Source organism: Komagataeibacter swingsii (assembly GCF_003207895.1).
Lineage (GTDB): Bacteria > Pseudomonadota > Alphaproteobacteria > Acetobacterales > Acetobacteraceae > Komagataeibacter > Komagataeibacter swingsii.
Genome location: NZ_NKUB01000001.1, coordinates 104,109 through 122,463, shown reverse-complemented (window position 1 = coordinate 122,463; position 18,355 = coordinate 104,109). Strand labels below are relative to the sequence as shown.

General features: G+C 64.0%; 12 protein-coding genes. 1 reads left to right on the top strand and 11 read right to left on the bottom strand.

The annotated features are described in order from the left end of the window. Positions 1-15 precede the first annotated feature (15 nt). From rpoB to CFR76_RS00500, 11 genes are all read right to left on the bottom strand, one after another. A complete protein-coding gene (gene rpoB, locus CFR76_RS00550; RefSeq protein ID WP_110555357.1) occupies positions 16-4,188 on the bottom strand; it encodes a DNA-directed RNA polymerase subunit beta in 4,173 nt (1,390 codons plus the stop codon). Between the two features lie 255 nt (positions 4,189-4,443). Then, the gene (gene rplL / locus CFR76_RS00545; protein WP_110555356.1) at positions 4,444-4,821 is read right to left on the bottom strand and encodes a 50S ribosomal protein L7/L12; all 378 of its coding nucleotides are present in this window, start codon (positions 4,819-4,821) and stop codon (positions 4,444-4,446) included. Between the two features lie 101 nt (positions 4,822-4,922). Then, complete coding sequence (rplJ, locus tag CFR76_RS00540) at positions 4,923-5,441, bottom strand: 50S ribosomal protein L10 (protein WP_110555355.1); 519 nt, start codon at positions 5,439-5,441, stop codon at positions 4,923-4,925. Between the two features lie 275 nt (positions 5,442-5,716). Beyond that, positions 5,717-6,412, bottom strand: coding sequence for a 50S ribosomal protein L1 (gene rplA / locus CFR76_RS00535; protein ID WP_025439074.1), 696 nt, complete (start codon positions 6,410-6,412; stop codon positions 5,717-5,719). Positions 6,413-6,417: 5 nt separating this feature from the next. Then, positions 6,418-6,852, bottom strand: coding sequence for a 50S ribosomal protein L11 (rplK, locus tag CFR76_RS00530; RefSeq protein ID WP_010513094.1), 435 nt, complete (start codon positions 6,850-6,852; stop codon positions 6,418-6,420). Positions 6,853-6,964: 112 nt separating this feature from the next. Then, on the bottom strand, positions 6,965-8,587 hold the full coding sequence (locus CFR76_RS00525) for an efflux transporter outer membrane subunit (protein WP_110555354.1): 1,623 nt from the start codon (positions 8,585-8,587) through the stop codon (positions 6,965-6,967). Beyond that, a complete protein-coding gene (locus CFR76_RS00520; RefSeq protein WP_110555353.1) occupies positions 8,584-9,870 on the bottom strand; it encodes an efflux RND transporter periplasmic adaptor subunit in 1,287 nt (428 codons plus the stop codon). The genes CFR76_RS00525 and CFR76_RS00520 overlap by 4 nt, the downstream gene beginning before the upstream one ends. Beyond that, positions 9,867-13,055: an efflux RND transporter permease subunit gene (locus CFR76_RS00515; RefSeq protein ID WP_110555352.1), complete on the bottom strand. Its 3,189-nt coding sequence runs from the start codon at positions 13,053-13,055 to the stop codon at positions 9,867-9,869. Before CFR76_RS00515 ends, CFR76_RS00520 begins: the two co-directional genes overlap by 4 nt. A gap of 141 nt (positions 13,056-13,196) precedes the next feature. Continuing rightward, a complete protein-coding gene (locus CFR76_RS00510) occupies positions 13,197-14,594 on the bottom strand; it encodes a sensor histidine kinase (RefSeq protein WP_110555351.1) in 1,398 nt (465 codons plus the stop codon). Then, positions 14,584-15,321: a response regulator transcription factor gene (locus tag CFR76_RS00505; protein ID WP_110555350.1), complete on the bottom strand. Its 738-nt coding sequence runs from the start codon at positions 15,319-15,321 to the stop codon at positions 14,584-14,586. Before CFR76_RS00505 ends, CFR76_RS00510 begins: the two co-directional genes overlap by 11 nt. Before the next feature lie 55 nt (positions 15,322-15,376). Beyond that, the gene (locus CFR76_RS00500; RefSeq protein ID WP_110555349.1) at positions 15,377-16,711 is read right to left on the bottom strand and encodes a DNA recombination protein RmuC; all 1,335 of its coding nucleotides are present in this window, start codon (positions 16,709-16,711) and stop codon (positions 15,377-15,379) included. A gap of 241 nt (positions 16,712-16,952) precedes the next feature. Here CFR76_RS00500 and dctA point away from each other — a divergent pair, with 241 nt between their 5' ends. Further along, positions 16,953-18,347, top strand: a complete 1,395-nt coding sequence (dctA, locus tag CFR76_RS00495) for a C4-dicarboxylate transporter DctA (RefSeq protein ID WP_110555348.1) — start codon at positions 16,953-16,955, stop codon at positions 18,345-18,347. The last annotated feature ends 8 nt before the right edge of the window (positions 18,348-18,355 follow it).

Genomic DNA, 18,355 nt, shown 5'->3' with positions numbered 1-18,355 from the left:
CAACACAAGGCCCGGTCAGGAACCGCTCTGTTCCAGGTCAACATTCAGGCCAAGGGACTTCAGTTCCTTGATCAGGACGTTGAAGCTTTCCGGGATACCGGCTTCGAAGTCATCCTGCTCGCGCACGATGGCTTCATAGACCTTGGTACGACCGGACACGTCATCCGATTTGACCGTCAGCATTTCCTGCAGTGTGTAGGCCGCGCCGTAAGCTTCCAGCGCCCACACTTCCATTTCACCAAAGCGCTGCCCACCGAACTGCGCCTTGCCGCCCAGCGGCTGCTGGGTCACCAGCGAGTACGGGCCGATGGAACGGGCATGGATCTTGTCATCGACAAGATGATGCAGCTTGAGCATGTAGATGTAGCCCACCGTGGTCTTGCGCTCGAACGGCTCGCCCGTGCGCCCGTCGATCAGCTGCGACTGCCCGGACTTGTCCACGCCAGCCTTCTGCAGCATGGATTCGATATCCGGGATGGACGCGCCATCGAACACCGGCGTTGCGATCGGCACGCCTTTGCGCAGGTTGCCGCACAGTTCCAGCAGCTGCGCATCGGTCATGTCACCGATCTGCTCGTCATAAACCTTGTCGCCATAGACCGACTTCAGTTCATCCAGCAGTTCCTGCCGCTTCTCGCCATGGCGCTGGTATTCATCGGCCATCTGGGCCACCTGGCGGCCGATATTCGCACAGGCCCAGCCCAGGTGGGTTTCAAGGATCTGCCCCACGTTCATGCGCGACGGCACGCCCAGCGGGTTCAGCACGATGTCGACCGACGTGCCATCCTCAAGGAACGGCATGTCCTCGACCGGCACAACGCGGGAGACGACACCCTTGTTGCCGTGGCGGCCTGCCATCTTGTCACCCGGCTGCAGCTTGCGCTTCACCGCGACAAAGACCTTGACCATCTTCATCACGCCCGGCGGCAGTTCGTCACCGCGCTGCAGCTTCTCGACCTTGTTGTCGAAGCGGGCCTGGATCTTGGCCACGGCGGCGTCGAATTCACGCCGCAGCGTCTCCAGCTCCGCCATGACCTCATCGGACGCCACGGTGATGTTGCGCCATGCGCCACGCGGATGCTCGGACAGGACCTCATCCGTGATCTCGGTGCCGGAGCGGATGCCCTTGAAGCCCGTACCCGCCGTCTGGCCGATCAGGTGCTCGCGCAGACGGTTGTAGAAGGAACGTTCCTGGATGGCGCGCTCATCATCGCGGTCCTTGGCAAGGCGTTCGATCTCGGCGCGTTCGATCGCCATCGCGCGCTCGTCCTTGTCCACGCCACGGCGGGAGAACACGCGCACGTCCACGATGGTGCCCGTCGTGCCCGGCGGCAGCTTGAGCGAGGTGTCGCGGACGTCGGATGCCTTTTCACCAAAGATGGCGCGCAGCAGCTTTTCTTCCGGCGTCATCGGGCTTTCGCCCTTTGGCGTGACCTTGCCGATCAGGATGTCGCCGGGGTTCACCTCGGCGCCCACGTACACGATCCCGGCTTCGTCGAGGTTGCGCAGCGCCTCCTCGCCGACATTGGGAATGTCGCGGGTGATTTCTTCCTGGCCCAGCTTGGTGTCACGGGCCATGACCTCGAATTCCTCGATATGGATCGAGGTAAACACGTCATCACGCGCGATCCGTTCGGAAATCAGGATCGAATCTTCGAAGTTGTAGCCGTTCCAGGGCATGAACGCGACCAGCACGTTGCGGCCCAGCGCCAGTTCACCCAGTTCGGTGGAGGGACCATCGGCAATGATCTCGCCCGCGCGGACCTGATCACCCACGCGCACCAGCGGGCGCTGGTTGATGCAGGTGGACTGATTGGAACGCATGTATTTGCGCAGGCGGTAGATATCCACGCCCTGCGTCGCACCGGCTTCATCCGTGGCCCGCACAACGATACGCGCGCCGTCGATCTGGTCCACCACGCCATCGCGGCGGGCCACGATCGCGGCACCCGAGTCATGGGCCACGGCGGCTTCCATGCCCGTGCCGACCAGCGGCGCGTCCGAACGCACCAGCGGCACGGCCTGACGCTGCATGTTCGACCCCATCAGCGCGCGGTTGGCGTCATCGTTCTCAAGGAACGGGATGAGGGCGGCCGCGACCGAGACAAGCTGCTTGGGCGAGACGTCACACGCCGTCACATCGGTCGGCGGGACCTGGCGGAAGTCACCACCACGGCGCACCGAAACCAGATCGTCCGTCAGGTGGCCCTGCGCGTCCTGCTTCGCATCCGCCTGGGCGACGACCAGCTTTTCCTCCTCCATGGCGGAAAGGTATTTCCAGCCATCCTGAAGGACGCCGTCCTCCACCATGCGGTACGGCGTTTCGATGAAGCCGTACTTGTTCACCTTGGCATAGGTGGCCAGCGAGTTGATCAGGCCGATGTTCGGGCCTTCCGGCGTCTCGATCGGGCAGATACGGCCATAATGCGTCGGGTGCACGTCACGAACCTCGAAGCCCGCGCGTTCACGCGTCAGGCCACCCGGGCCAAGCGCCGAAAGGCGGCGCTTGTGCGTGACTTCCGACAGCGGGTTGGTCTGGTCCATGAACTGGCTGAGCTGCGAGGAGCCGAAGAACTCACGCACGGCGGCCGCCGCCGGCTTGGCGTTGATCAGGTCATGCGGCATGACCGTGTCGATATCGACCGACCCCATGCGTTCACGGATGGCGCGCTCCATGCGCAGCAGGCCGACGCGGTACTGGTTTTCCATCAGCTCGCCAACCGAACGCACGCGACGGTTGCCAAGGTTGTCGATGTCGTCAATCGCGCCGCGACCGTCCTTCAGCTCGCACATGATCTTGACGGTGCGCAGGATGTCTTCCTTGCGCAGGACGCGCACCGTGTCGGGCACGTCCACGCCAAGGCGCATGTTCATCTTCACGCGGCCAACGGCGGACAGGTCATAACGGTCGGGATCGAAGAACAGGCCGGAGAACATGGCTTCCGCCGTCTCGGGCGTCGGCGGCTCGCCGGGGCGCATGACACGGTAGATGTCGGTCAGCGCCTCATCGCGCGAGGCGTTCTTGTCCACGGCCAGCGTGTTGCGTATCCACGGGCCATTGGCCGCGTCAACCGCAAGGGTGGACAGCGTGGTCAGGCCGGCTTCCTCAAGTTCTTCCAGCTTCTGCTCGGTCAGTTCGTCACCGGCTTCGGCAAAGATCTCGCCCGTGTGCTCGTTGACGATGTCGGATGCGATGAAACGCCCGATCAGGCCCGCCGGGCCGACCAGCACTTCCTTGGTGGTTTCCGCGATCTTGCGGACCATGCGCGCGGTCAGCTTCGCATCGACCGGGGCGACTTCCTCGCCCGTCTGGGCGTCGATCAGCGGTTCAAGCAGCTTCATGCCACGGAAGGAATCGGCGTCGAAACGGCGCGCCCAGCCCTTTTCCGTCTTGGTGAACTCGACCTTGCCGTAGAAGTAGCTCAGGATCTCATCGGGGTCCATGCCACGGATTTCCATGGACTCGACATCGCCACCTTCAGCAGCCTTCGCGGCGCGGGCGGCTTCGGACGCCTCGCCTTCCAGGGCGTACAGCAGGGTGGTGACCGGCAGCTTGCGCTTGCGGTCGATGCGGACGTAGATCAGGTCCTTGCTGTCGAATTCGAAATCGAGCCACGACCCGCGATAGGGAATGACGCGCGCGGCGAACAGGAACTTGCCCGACGAATGGGTCTTGCCCTTGTCATGGTCGAAGAACACGCCGGGGCTGCGGTGCATCTGGCTGACGATGACACGCTCGGTCCCGTTGATGATGAAGGTGCCGTTATCGGTCATGAGCGGCATGTCGCCCATGTAAACCGGCTGTTCCTTGATATCGCGGATCGAGCGCGATCCGGTATCCTCATCCACGTCCCACACGATCAGGCGCAGGATCACCTTCAGCGGCGCGGCGAAGGTCAGGCCGCGCTGGATGCATTCCTCGACGTCGTATTTCGGCTCTTCCAGCTCGTAGCTGACGAATTCCAGACGCCCGCGCCCTGCGAAATCATTGATCGGGAAGACGGAACGGAACACTTCCTGCAGGCCCGTCGGCGTCCGGCTGTCGGGCGCCACATTCATCTGAAGGAACGTCTCGTAGCTTGCCCGCTGCACGTCGATCAGATTGGGCATCGGAGCGACCTCGGGTATGTGCCCGAAGCTCTTGCGGATGCGTTTGCGTCCCGTGAACGATTTTGTAATCGCGTTCATCGCCTATCCAGCCCCCATCCACACAGGTCCGCACAACCGTGACATGACTGTCACGCGGACTGCGCGGCCCGTAAAAATCCTTGGCGGATCAACCGGCCCCATGGCCCGGCCAACCCTTTACTACCGCCAAAGGCACCCGAAGCCTCGCGGCCAGGGTGCCTGTAACGCCCAAGGGGGCGGAAACCAGACGGTTTCCACCCTCACCTGAACAATCAGCCCGAAAGCGTCATAAACGACGCATCCCGATTGGCCAACTTATTTGATTTCGACAGAAGCGCCGTTGTCTTCAAGGGTCTTCTTGATCTTTTCGGCTTCATCCTTGCTGGCGCCTTCCTTGACGGTCTTGGGCGCGCCCTCGACCAGATCCTTGGCTTCCTTCAGGCCCAGACCCGTGATCGCGCGGATTTCCTTGATCACGTTGATCTTCTTGTCGCCAGCCTTGGTCAGGACCACATCGAACTCGGTCTTCTCTTCAGCCGGCGCGCCAGCAGCAGCGGCACCCGGAGCAGCAGCCACGGCAACCGGAGCAGCGGCGGAAACGCCCCACTTTTCTTCCAGCAGCTTGGACAGCTCAGCCGCTTCCAGAACGGTCAGGGCGGACAGGTCTTCAACAATCTTGTTCAGATCGGCCATAATTTTGGTCTTCCTAATTTATACACTGGTTGGCACGGCACAATCCCGTTTTTTAGGAAAATGCCATTTTTTTGATAACCCGGCGGGCCGGGTCATAGGTCTCAGGCTGCTTCGCCCGTCTTGGCATAGGCACCAAAAACCCGTGCAAGCTGTCCGGCCGGCGCCTGCAGCACGCCTGCGATACGCGTGGCCGGCGTGGAGATAAGCCCCACCAGCTGCGCGCGCAGAACGTCCAGGGACGGCAGCTCGGCCAGAGCCTTGATGCTGTTGACGTCAAGCGTCTGGGCACCAAGCGATCCACCGAGCAGAACAAGCTTGTCATTGGTTTTGGCGAACTCGACCAGCACCTTCGCCACGGCCACGGGTTCATCCGCCCACGACAACGCGGTCGGCCCCTTCAGCAGCGGCTTGATGCCTTCGAACTGGGTCCCTGCCAGGGCGAGAGAGGCCAGCCGGTTCTTCGCGACCTTGTGTGTAGCTCCTGCCGCACGCACGCGACGCCGAAGGTCCGTCACATCAGCCACTGTCAGCCCGTCGTTACGGGTGACGATGACCATGGACGTCTTCGCGAACACGGCTGCGAGGGAGGCAACAAACTCCCGCTTCTCCGTACGGTCCAAATCCCGTCTCCATCATCACCTGCCAGCAAGAAGCCGACAGGTAGGGTTTACCCTTGGGATATTCCGGCGTGCCGGCACCATCCCGGTTCGCCTGTCCTTTCAAACGGAACAACCAGTGCGGGCTTTCGCCCCGATCCGGCAATCCCCGTCTCCCGGTTGCAGCCCCTGCGGGCAATCAAGGCTTACGCCACATCCGGTCATGGACAGGTTCGGAAAATGGCGGGCAGGCCGCCATCCCCTGTTCCCCCACCCCGGTTACGGGGCGGGGTCATTCTTCAGCCCGCGGTGAAAGCGGACGTGTCAACCGTAACACCCGGCCCCATGGTGGAGGACAGGGCGATCTTCTTCACATACGTGCCCTTGGCGCCCGCGGGGCGGGCCTTCTGGACGGCGTCCACGAACGCACGGATGTTTTCGGCCAGCTTGGCTTCGTCAAACGATGCCTTGCCAATGCCCGCATGCACGATACCGGCCTTTTCCGCACGGTATTCGACCTGGCCGGACTTGGCCGCGGCAACCGCGCCCTTCACGTCCATGGTCACGGTGCCCAGCTTGGGGTTGGGCATCAGGCCACGCGGGCCGAGGATCTTGCCCAGACGGCCCACCAGCGCCATCATGTCCGGCGTCGCGATGCAGCGGTCGAACTCGATCTCGCCAGCCTTGACCTTTTCGGCCAGGTCCTCGGCGCCAACCACGTCGGCGCCGGCCGCCGTCGCTTCCTCGGCCTTCGGGCCACGGGCGAACACGCCAACGCGCAGGGTCTTGCCCGTGCCGTTGGGCAGGGACAGCAGGCCACGGACCATCTGGTCGGCATGGCGCGGGTCGATGCCCAGGTTCATGGAGATTTCGACGGTCTCGTCAAACTTCGCCTTGGCGTTGTTCTTGACCAGGTTGATGGCCTCGTCCAGGCCATACTGCTTCGTGCTGTCGACGGCGGCGCGGGCTGCGGTCAGACGCTTGTTCTTTGCCATTGTAATCAGCCCTCCACCACGTCGAGGCCCATGGAGCGGGCGGAACCCGCCAGCATGCGCACGGCGCCGTCGATATCGTTGGCGTTCATGTCTTTCTGCTTCGTCTCGGCGATCTCGCGCAGCTGCGCGATCGTGACCTTGCCGACGGACGCCGCCTTGCCTACCGTGGAGCTGCCCTTGGAAATCTTGGCGGCCTTCATCAGGAAGTAGGTGTTCGGCGGGGTCTTGGTGATGAAGCTGAACGTGCGGTCGGCATACGCGGTGATGACGACGGGAATCGGCATGCCGGGTTCGAGACCCTGCGTCTTTGCGTTGAACTCCTTGCAGAACTGCATGATGTTCAGGCCGCGCTGACCCAGTGCCGGACCAACCGGCGGGGACGGATTCGCCTTGCCGGCGGGGATTTGCAGCTTGATGTAGCCAACGATTTTTTTGGCCATATCCGGGGCTCCTGACTGTTTCACCCGGACCGCGGTTCTGGTGGCCCGCCCCTGCCCCGTATGGGCAGGGAGCGTGACCTCCCGCGTTCCGATAAGAGGCGCGCACCTACCGCTATTTGGCGGGGGCTGTCAAGTCCCTGTCGTGAAATCCCTTGCCGGACAGGTCAAGGGAATCGGGGCCGTTATCGACATTCACGCCATTGAAGGACCGTGGCATGCGCATATGCGTGTATTGCATGGGGTCAAAGGGCTTGATCTGCCTGTTGTTTGGCAGCTCCGCCGTGGTCCATCCACCGCCCAGCGCGCGGATCAGTTCCACCTGCGCCTGCATGTAGCGGGTTTCCACCTGCACTTCGGAAATGCGCGCCTGCAGGGCCGCGACCTGCGCCACCACCACGTCCAGGTAATTGGTCAGGCCGCCGGTATAGAGCTGCATGGTCATGTTCTGCGTGCGCATGGACGCCTGCACGGCCTCGGCCTGCTGGCCAGCTTCTATATTGAGGTCATGCGTCAGGCTCAGCCCGTCTTCCACGTCCTTGAACGCCTCCAGCACGATGGCGCGGTACTGGTCTTCCGCCTGCCGGTACTGCGACCAGTTGCGCTGTACCTCCGCGCGCCGCAGCCCGCCCTGGAACAGGGGCATGACCGCCTGCGCGGCGTAGGAGTACATGCCATTGGCGAATTTATCGAGCGTGAAGCCATTATCCATGAAACCGGCTGTCGCGCTGAAGGTTACACGGGGGAAGAACGCCGCGCGCGAGACGCCAATGGCCCGGTTGGCCGCCGCCATGTGCCGCTCGGCGCTGGCGATGTCGGGCCTGCGTTCCAGCAGGGTGGCGGGAATGCCCACCGGCGTCGCCACCTTGGGGAAGGTGATCTGGTTGCGCGGCTGGATATGGAAGCTGGTCGGGGTCACGTTCACCAGGATCGCAATCGCATGCTCCATCACCGCGCGCTGGGCCTGAAGGTCCGTATCCGCCGCCTGGGTGGAGGAAAGCTGCGTCTGCGCGCGCGATACGTCGATCCCGGCTGCAATCGCGCCGGCCTGCCGCATCTTGGTGATCTTGACGGCGGTTTCGTAATACCGGATCGAGTCGAGATAGACCGCGTGCTGCGCATCCATTCCGCGCAACTGCATGTAGTCATTGGCCAGTTCGGACTGGATGCTCAGCCGCGCCACGGCAAAATCGGCCGCCGCCGCCTGCGCCAGGCGCTGCTGCACGCGCCTGCGGTTACGGATGGCGGACCAGAAATCCGGCTCCCACCGTGCGGCGGCGCTGTATTGCTCGGATGACATGTAGATCGGGCCGGTCGATCCCGCACCGCGCCACAGCCGGTGGTTCGACGCCTGGTTCTGCGATGCGCCCGCCCCGCCCGTGATCTGTGGGTAAAGATTCGACTGCGCCTCGGCCACGATGTCGCGCGCCTGGGTGAAGGCTTCCGCATCCGCCTGCAGGTTCGGGTTCAGGTGGCTGGCGCGTTCCTCCAGTTCATCAAGGGTGGAGTCGTGGAAGACCTTCCACCAGTCTCCCCTCGCCGCGCCATCCTGCGGGGTGCCGAACTGGACCACGGCGTCCCCCTTCCAGTTGTCTGGCAGCATGTAATGCTGGCCATGGTATTTCGGGGCCAGGTCCACGCAGCCACCCAGCGTGCCGGCGATTGCGGCACACCCGGCCAGCGAAAGCATGCGACGGGACAGCATGGGGCATGACGGGTCGCGCGGCGCGCCGTTCATTGGCGCACCCCCGCATCACCGGCGCTGCCGTCGCCCGCGGGCATGGCGCGGACATCATCGCCCTTGTCCACCGCGGGCGAGGCCATCGCGCCCGCGTCGTTATATCCCGGCGTCGCGCCGACCAGATAGACCTTCTGGCCTTCCAGCAGCCCCGCCGACGGGTTGTTCACAATCCGGTCCTTTGGACCGATACCAGCCAGAACCTGCACTTTTGTCCCCAGATTGGTGCCAACCGTTACATTGCGCAGGCGGATGCGGTCATCGGCGTCCACGACCGCCACCTGCATGCCCTGCGCACGGAACACAAGGGCACCTTCGGGGATTATCAGGATATCGGGATCACCGGGTGCGACAAAGTGTACATTGGCATAGGAATCCGGCCACAGTTCGCGCTTGTCATTATCGACCACCAGTTCGGTCGTCACCGTGCGCGTGCCGGCGTTGAACGCCTTGGCGGTGGCAAGGAACTTGGCCTTGAACACCCGCCCCGGATACTGCGGCACGGACACGTCGCCTTCCAGCTTTGGGCTGATGATGTCGGCATAATCCTGCGGCACGGACACGAACACGCGCATGCGGTGCACGTCCGCCACGCTGAACAGTTCGGTGGCCGTGCCACGGGACGAGACATCCCCACCGCCCGCGTTCACGTAATCGCCCACATCCGCCAGGCGCGATGTGACCACGCCGTCAAACGGGGCCACGATCTGCTTGAACGCGATCAGGGCGGCAAAGCGGGAGACCTCGTGCCGGGCGGCCTCGACCTCCGCCTGCCGGGCTTCGGCATTGGCGGCCTGCACGTCCACTTCCTGCTGTGACACGGCCTGCGTGCCCTGCAGCGCGCGCCAGCGCTTGGCGGTGATCTGGGCCAGCCTGTACCGCGCCATGGCCACGTCGAAATTGGCCTTGGACGCCGCGTACTGCGCATCCAGTCCCGGCGTGTCGATGGTGGCCAGGATCTCGCCCGCCTTCACCTTCGCGCCGATATCCTTGTACCACATCTGCACATAGCCCGAGACCTGCGCGAATATCGGTGCCTGGTACCACGCCGAGATATTGCCCGGAAGGTCAAGCGTGCGGGTCTTCGGCCCCTTCTGCGGCATGATCACCTGCACGCGGGGAATGGCGGCGTCCTGCGCCACGTCCTTCAGGTGCGAGACATGGATCCGGCGTTCAAGGATGCCACCGGCGACAATGGCGGCCACCACAACCCCACCCAGTGTGACATACAGCCGCGCACGTCGTGACATGCGCGGCGTGGGGTTTTCGCCTGTGGCGGTCATGCGTGCTCTCCTTCGCCAGCGGCGGGCTTCTTGGACTTTCTGGAATGGATCAGGGCGAATACGCAGGGCACGAACAGCAGCGTTGCGCATGTCGCCACCAGCAGGCCGCCCATCACGGCGCGGCCCAGCGGGGCGTTCTGCGAATTGCTCAGCGACATGGGCAGCATGCCGATGATCATGGCCGACGCCGTCATCAGCACGGGACGGATACGTTCATACCCCGCCTCGATCGCGGCGCGCAGCGCATCCCCATGCACATCCATCCGTTCGCGCGCGAAGGAGACGACAAGGATGGAGTTGGCCGTGGCCGTGCCCATGCACATGATCGCCCCCGTCAGCGCCGGGACCGACAGCGCCGTATGCGTCAGGAACAGGCTCCACGCGATGCCCGCCAGCGCGCCGGGAAGGGCCGTGATGATGATGAACGGGTCCAGCCATGACTGGAAGTTGACCACGATGATCAGGTACACCAGCAGGATCGACATCGCCAGCCCGCCGATAAGCTGGGTATAGGCCCCGTTCATGGTTTCCGCCTGTCCCCGGATGGTCAGGCTGGACCCCGTGGGCAGGTCCTTGCTCGCGCCGTCCACCACCCGGGCGACCTGGCGGGAGACCGCGCCAAGGTCCAGCCCCTCGGTCGAGGCATAGATGTTGAACACCGGCATGATGTTGTAGTGCGAAACCTCGCCCGGGGTGCCGGTCTGCACGATATCGCTCAGCCCGCCAAGGATCTGCGGCGCCTTGTCCGACGGGTTGCCGTCACCCTTGTCGATGGGAATGGTCTCGAGGTCGTTCATGGTCTGCAGGAACTGCAGCGGCGTCTGGATATCCACCAGATGCGACACCCCGGTCTTGGGGTCCAGCCAGTAGGTTGGCGCTACCTGCCCGCTACCCGACAGGACGGCCAGCGCATTGTTCGCGACATCCGCCTCGGTCAGGCCGGTGCCCAGCGCATAGGTCCGGCGCGCATTGACGCGCAGCGTGGGCGTATTGAGCGGTTCCTGCACCGCCACGTCGGCAATGCCGGTGACGTGGCGCAGCTTTTCAGCCAGCTTTTCGGCAAAGTCGAAATTGGCGTACAGGTTGCGCCCCGTGACCTGCACGTCCAGCGGCGCGGGCAGGCCGAAATTCAGGATCTTGGCCGTAAGGTCGGCGGGCATGAAGGTGATCTCGGTGCCGGGGAATTTCTCCGCCAGCCCCTTGCGCAGGATCGCGCGGTATTTCGCGACGGGCGCTTCCTCATCCTTCAGCGTCACGGTCAGGTCACAGTCCTGCGCGCCAACGGTGGGCGTGGGGATGAAGGCCTGGTTGAGCGGGCTGAACGGCAGGCCGCAGTTGTTGACGATGTTTTCGACCTGTCCGGGCAGCAGGCGTTCGATCTCGTAATTCACCAGCATGGAAATCTTGCCGGCTTCCGCGATCTTGGTGCCCATCGGCGCGCGCATGTGCAGCGCCAGCGCATTGGAATTGATTTCGGGGAAGAAGTCCTGCCCCGCGAACACCAGCAGCACGAGCGAGGAAAACGCCCCGATGCCGAATATCGGCACGAACCGCCCGCGTATGCTGATCAGGTGTTCAAGGATGGCGCGGTAGCGGTTGCGGAAGGCCACGAATTTCCGCTCGAACCCCTGCTGGAAGCGCCCGAAGATATTGCGTGGTTCCTGGTGCCCGCCCGCAGCCTTTGCCGCCGCATGGGCCGCGACCTGGGCCGCCAGCATGTATTTGGCCATGGTCGGCACCAGCGTGCGTGACAGGATGAAGGACGCGATCATGGCGAAGATGATGGCTTCGGCCATGGGCATGAACAGCCAGCCCGCGACACCCGTAAGCTGGAACAGCGGCATCCACACGATACAGATGCATAATGTGGATACGAAGGTGGGGATGACGATCTGGTTCGCGGCGTCGATGATGGCCGTTTCCAGATCCTTTTCCATTTCAAGGTGGGCATCGATGTTCTCGATCATGACGGTGGCGTCATCGACCAGGATGCCGACCGCCAGCGCCAGCCCGCCCAGCGTCATGACATTGATGGTCTGCCCCGCCATGCCCAACCCGATGACCGAACACAGCATGGCCAGCGGGATGGAGGTGGCGATGATGACCGTCGATCGCCACGACCCGAGGAACAGGAGCACCACAAGGCTGGTCAGCAGGGCGGCGGTGCCCATTTCCTGCACCACGTCGCGCACCGCCTCCTTCACGAAGGTCGAGGCGTCACCCAGCACGGTGATATCGACGCCCGGCGGCAGCGTGCGCACGATGGAGGGCAGCAGCGCCTTGATCCCGCTGACCACCGACAGGGTGGAGGCGTCGCCACTTTTCATGATGACGATCAGGACGGCCTGATGCCCCTTGACCAGCACCATGTTGGTCTGTGGCGGCCCGCCGGCATGCACCCATGCCACATCGCGCAGGTAGACGACGGAATTGCCTTCCTGCTTGATGGGCATGTTGTTGAAACTGTCTATTTCCTCGGGCGAGGCATTGGTCTGGACCATCCAGTCGAACGCGCCGATCTGCTGGTCACCGGCGGGCAGCACGATGTTCTGCTTGCCCAGCGCGTTGCCGATATCGGTCGCGGACAGGCCATGGGCCAGCAGCTTGCTCTGGTCCAGGTCGACCATGATGTTGCCCGGCTGGCCGCCATACGGGTTGGGAATGGCCGCCCCCGCAACCGATACCAGCGCGGGGCGGATCAGGTTGGAGGACATGTCATAGATCTGTGACGCCGTCATGGAATCGGACGACACCTGCAACGTCAGCACCGGCACGGACGATGCGTTGTAGGTCAGCACCAGCGGTGGCGTCATGCCCGCGGGCATCTGCTTGATGACGGTCTGGGAAACGGAGGTGATCTGCGTCTGCGCCACGGCGGTATCGGTGCCGGGCTGGAAGAACACCTTCACGATGCCGCGCCCGTAATAGGACTGGCTTTCGATATGTTCGATATTGTTGACCGTCGCGGTCAGGGCGCGTTCGTAATAATAGACGACACGGCCGGACATGTCCTCGGGCATGAGGCCGGTATAGGTCCAGCAGATCGCGACGACGGGAATGTTGATGCTGGGGAAGACGTCGGTTGGCGTGCGCAGCAGCCCACGGACACCGAATACGACAATCAGGATGGAAAGGACGACGAAAGTATAGGGCCGCTTGAGCGCGGTAACAACGATACCGTTCATGCCTGGCCCATATCCCTCCGCCCGGTCGGCTGACCGTCCGCGGACCCGGGCCGGGACAGGTGGTGTTCGTACATATCTCGTCTCCCCGTCTGTCCTTCCGGTGTTAACGGCGGCATGACGGGTGGCAAATGAAATTTCAATTTAGTTTCCAGCCTGAATCAGGGTCGATGGTGGGAAAATGATACCCATGGTCACCCCCGGCAGGCTGTCATGCACACGCGACGGCATGATGTCGAGCCGCGCGTGGTGCAGCGCGAGAATGGCCGACACCAGGCTCAGCCCAAGCCCGCTGCCGGGAATGTGGCGACTTTTGTCCGAACGGTAGAAACGCCCCATGACCGCCTTGCGTTCCCCCGCCGGGATACCGATTCCGGTATCGGCGACCTGCAACAGCGCGCAGTCGTCCTTCATGCAGGTGCGGATTTCAACCCGGCCGCCTTCGGGCGTGAACTTGATGGCGTTGTCCACCAGGTTGGCCAGCACCTCGATCAGCAAGTCCCTGTCCCCCTGCACCTGTATCGGCGTGTCCGCGCCCGCATGCGACAGGATGATACCCTTGGTTTCGGCTATGGGTTCATACAGATCCACGATATCGGCCACCAGCGCGCCCAGGTCCACCGTGCCGAAACCCGCGCGCCTGCGGCCGTTCTCGATCTCGCCAATGCGCAGCAGGGCCGTGATGATGGAAAAGGACTGGTCCAGGTCATCTATGGTGCGGGCAATGACGTTGCGCAGCGCCTCGGCCGAATGGCCGGCATTCAGGGCGCGGTCAAGGCGGGCGCGCACGCGCGCAAGCGGCGTGCGCAGGTCGTGGGCGATGTCGTTGCCCACGTCGCGTATTTCATCCAGCAGTTGTTCCAGCCGGTCCAGCATGCGGTTGACGCTGCCCGCCAGGCGCTGGAGGTCGTCATTCTGCTTTCCCGACGGCAGGCGTTCATGCAGGTCGCCTTCCATGATGCGGTCGATCGCCTCATGCATGTCCTTGACCCGCGACAGGGCGCGATGGCTGAGGATGATGCCCGTCATCAGCGCGAACAGCACGGTCGGCACGATCGAGACCAGCATGGAATGCCGCATCATCAGCCGCAGTTCGGTGCGCATGTGCCGACTGCGGCCCAGCACCAGGTACCGCCCGCCCCGCACCCTGACCCCGACCATGCGCAGCACGGTGGCGGACCCGCCGCCCATCGCCTCGGGTTCGATGACATGCACATGCCCGTCCGCCACCAGCCCGGTGGGCCAGTTGCGCAGGTCGCCCACGATATAATGCTGCTGCGCGTCGAACAGCGTGGTGACATTCATGATGATGCGCAGGTCATCGGTGGCGCGGTCGCGCACCTGCTGCTCAAGCTCGGAAGGGGTTTCGCGCTGCAGGATGCTGGCTTCGCGCAGCAGCAGCATGTCGGACCGCCTTGCCTCGAACACGCTGGCCTGACTGTAGCCGAAAAAGAACTGCAACGCCGCCGAACAGATCATCGCCGCCACCACCGCCAGCGTCAGGCGGAAGGTGGCGGTGCGGAACAGTTCGTTACGAAGCACGCAGCATGAACCCCGCGCCCCGGATGCTCTGGATCAGGGGGGGCTTACCGCTTTCATCGATCTTGCGGCGTAGCTTGCCGATATGCACGTCCACAAGGTTGGTCTGGGGAATGAAGCGGTAATTCCACACATCCTCCAGCAGCATGTTGCGCGTCAGCACCTGCCCCGGTCGGCGCATGAGGTATTCCAGCAGCCGGAATTCGCGCGGCAGCAGGTCGATCGGCATGCCATTGCGCGTGACCGTGCGCGCGATCAGGTCCATTTCTAGCGGGCCGACACGCAGCATGGTATGGCGTGAATTGTCGGGCCTGCGCAGCAGCGCCTCCAGCCGCGCGGCCAGTTCCTCCATCGCGAACGGCTTGGTCAGGTAGTCGTCGCCCCCCGCCTTCAGCCCGCTGACCCGGTCATCCACCGCCGACAGGGCGGACAGCACCAGCACGGGCACATGCACCCTGCGCTCACGCAGGGTCTCGATCAGCGTCAGGCCATCAAGTTCGGGCAGCATGCGGTCCACGATCATGACGTCGAAATGCGCATTCAGCCCGATCGCCAGGCCGGCGGCGCCTGATTCCTCATGCTGGACATGGAAATGGCGGCTTTCGAGTTCCTCCACCACTTCCTGCGCGATCTTGCTGTCATCCTCCACCAGCAGGACGCGCGGCGCGGCCCCGCCCGTGTGGGAAACAGGCACGGTTTCAGGACGGTGGGTTTCGGGCGGCACACTCATCATCCCTCCCTTATGCAGCGCGTGCCGGAACGGGGCCAATTAAAATCGGGTTCAGCTACAGCCCGCGCGCCGCCGCCCCTTCGCGCGACCAGGATGGCGCCATGTCGGCCTGCGCCCCGCCGCCATCGCCCGTGGCGGGGGGCGCGCCGTCATCCCCGGCGGGGGCGGCGCGCGTATCCACGTCCAGTTCGCGCAGCCTGCGGGTCACGAGGCCCGTGCGCCTGCGCGCTTCGTCGATGGAGGATGACATGGCCGATGCATTGCGGGCCAGTTTTTCCAGCACCCCGTCCATGCGCAGCATTTCCTGGCGCGTGGCCCCCAGCAGGCGCGCGATATCGTCCGTGCGCCGCTCCAGCGCCAGCGTCACGTAGCCAAGGTGGATGGTGCGCAGCATGGCGGGCATGAGGCCCGGCCCCATCACGATGACGCGATAGGTCCGGCCGATTTCATCCAGCAGGCCGGGAATCCGCGCGACCTCGGCATACAGCCCGTCGGTGGGCAGGTACAGGACGGCGAATTCAACCGTCACGGGCGGCACGATGTATTTGGTCGCGATCTTGCGCGCCTCGATCCGCAGGGTGGTCTCCAGCGCGCGGCGGGCGGCGCGTTCGGCATCGGGATTACAGTCCTCCACCGCCTGCAGGAGGCGTTCATAGGCTTCGGTGGGGAATTTGGAATCAATGGCCAGCACCGGCGGCACGGTGGCGCGCACCGGCATGCGCACGGCGAATTCCACCACCTCGCGGCTGTCATCGCGCAGGCGGCGGTTGGTTTCGTACGCGCCTTCGGGCAGCACGTCGTCAAGGATGGTGCGCAACTGGGATTCGCCCCACCCCCCGCGGGTCTTGACGTTGGCGAACAGGCGCTTGAGGTCGCCCACCTGCGCGGTCATGGCCGAGACCTCGCCCATCGCCTTCTGCATCGCGCCAATCTGTTCCAGCACGCGCTGGAAGGATGTCTGCATCTGCTTTTCCACCGCCTGGTGCAGGCGTTCATTCACGGCGGCGCGCAGTTCATCGCCCTGCCGCCTGCCCTCCTCCGCCATTTCGCGCAGGGATTCGGACTGCGTCACCCGCATTTCCGCAAGGTCGCGGCCCATCATGCGGGCGATGCGGTTGAAGGTTTCGGTCATTTCCTGATGCCGCTGGTCCAGCCTTGTCGACAGCGCGCGCTCGATTTCCGCCATGCGGGCGCGCTGGGCCTCGTTTTCCGCCACGCGGGCGGCGGTCTCGCGCTCCGTCATCACGCATAGCCGCGCAAGCTGGTCCGCATCCCCGTCCCGCCCCGCCATGAGGGACAGGCGACGCAGCACGATCAGGGACAACAGGCACGCTATCGCGGCAAGCAGCATTCCGATCCACAAGACGGGCGATGCGGACAGATCGGGCATGGCGAATTGTTTCCCATCATAAAGAACAAAACATGTCCGTGCCCTGTAATGCAGGGGATGTAAAGCCATCATGTTTTTTTGGAATATCTGGCAACCGTGATATGCAGCGACCGTAACGACCCGCCTCTCACCTGATTTTCAGGTTCGCACGGCGCCAAAAACCACTAGCGTGCCCCGGCATGCCTTCACCCCGCCCGTTCGCGGTGCCGGAAACCGAACCGTTCTTGAGGACCCACCAACCATGCCCGAGGAAACGCAGACCTGCCCGCAAGCCCGGCCGGCGCGGCGCGGATCCCTGTTTCGCAGCCTGTACGCGCAGGTTGTCATCGCGGTGGTGGCGGGCGTCGCGCTGGGATATTTCTGCCCGCATCTGGCCGTGACGCTGAAACCGCTGGGCGATGGCTTCATCCGCCTGGTCAAGATGGTGATCCCGCCGGTCATCTTCCTGACGGTGGTGACGGGGGTGGCCAGCCTGTCCGACCTGGGGCAGGCGGGGCGGCTGGCGGCCAAGGCGATGGTGTATTTCCTGACCTTTTCGTCACTGGCGCTGGTGGTGGGCATGGTCATGGCCAACATCGTGCGCCCCGGCGCGCACATCCATGCCGACCCCGCGACGCTGGACACCCACGCGGTCGCGGCCTTTACCGCACGCGCGCAGGCGCATTCGTTCAGCGACTTCCTGCTCAATATCATTCCCGACACGGTGGTCAGCGCCTTTGTCTCGGGCGATATCCTGCAGGTGCTGCTGATCGCCATCCTGTTCAGCATCAGCCTGTCGCACATGGGGGCGAAGGGGCATGCGATCCTGACCCTGCTCAAGCAGCTGACGCAGTTGGTGTTCGGGGTGGTGCGGCTGGTCATGTACGCCGCCCCCATCGGGGCGCTGGGGGCCATGGCGTTCACCATCGGGCGGTTTGGCATCGGGTCGGTGCTGCACCTCGCCTTCCTTGTGGTGACGTTCTACGCCACCTCCGCGCTGTTCGTGGTGGTGATACTGGGGGCGGTCGCGCGGTACAACGGGTTCCGCATCCTGCCGCTGCTGGCCTACCTGCGGGAGGAACTGCTGATCGTGCTGGGCACCAGTTCATCCGAATCAGCGCTGCCCAGCCTGATGACCCGGATGGAAAACGCGGGCTGCGCGCCCTCCGTCGTGGGGCTGGTGGTGCCGATGGGCTATTCCTTCAACCTTGATGGCACCAACATCTACATGTCGCTGTCGGCCCTGTTCATCGCACAGGCGACGGACGTGCACCTGGGGCTGGGCCAGCAGGTCAGCCTGCTGCTGGTCGCCATGATCAGTTCCAAGGGGGCCGCCGGGGTCACGGGGGCGGGGTTCGTCACCCTTGCCGCGACGCTGGCGGTGGTGCCCGACGTGCCGGTGGCGGGCATGGGGCTGATCCTTGGCATTGACCGTTTCATGTCGGAATGCCGGTCGCTGACCAACATCATCGGCAACGCGGTGGCCACGATCGTGCTGGCCCGGTGGGAAGGCGCGCTGGATACCGACCGCCTTGCCGCCGCCCTGTCTGGCCGGATCAGCGACATGGACGCGGATACCCCGGTCATTGCCGGGGCGGACGACGCCCCGTTGGACAGTCCCGCGCGGGTGGTCCGGTCCCTGCCCCGTTCCTCCTGATACCCCTT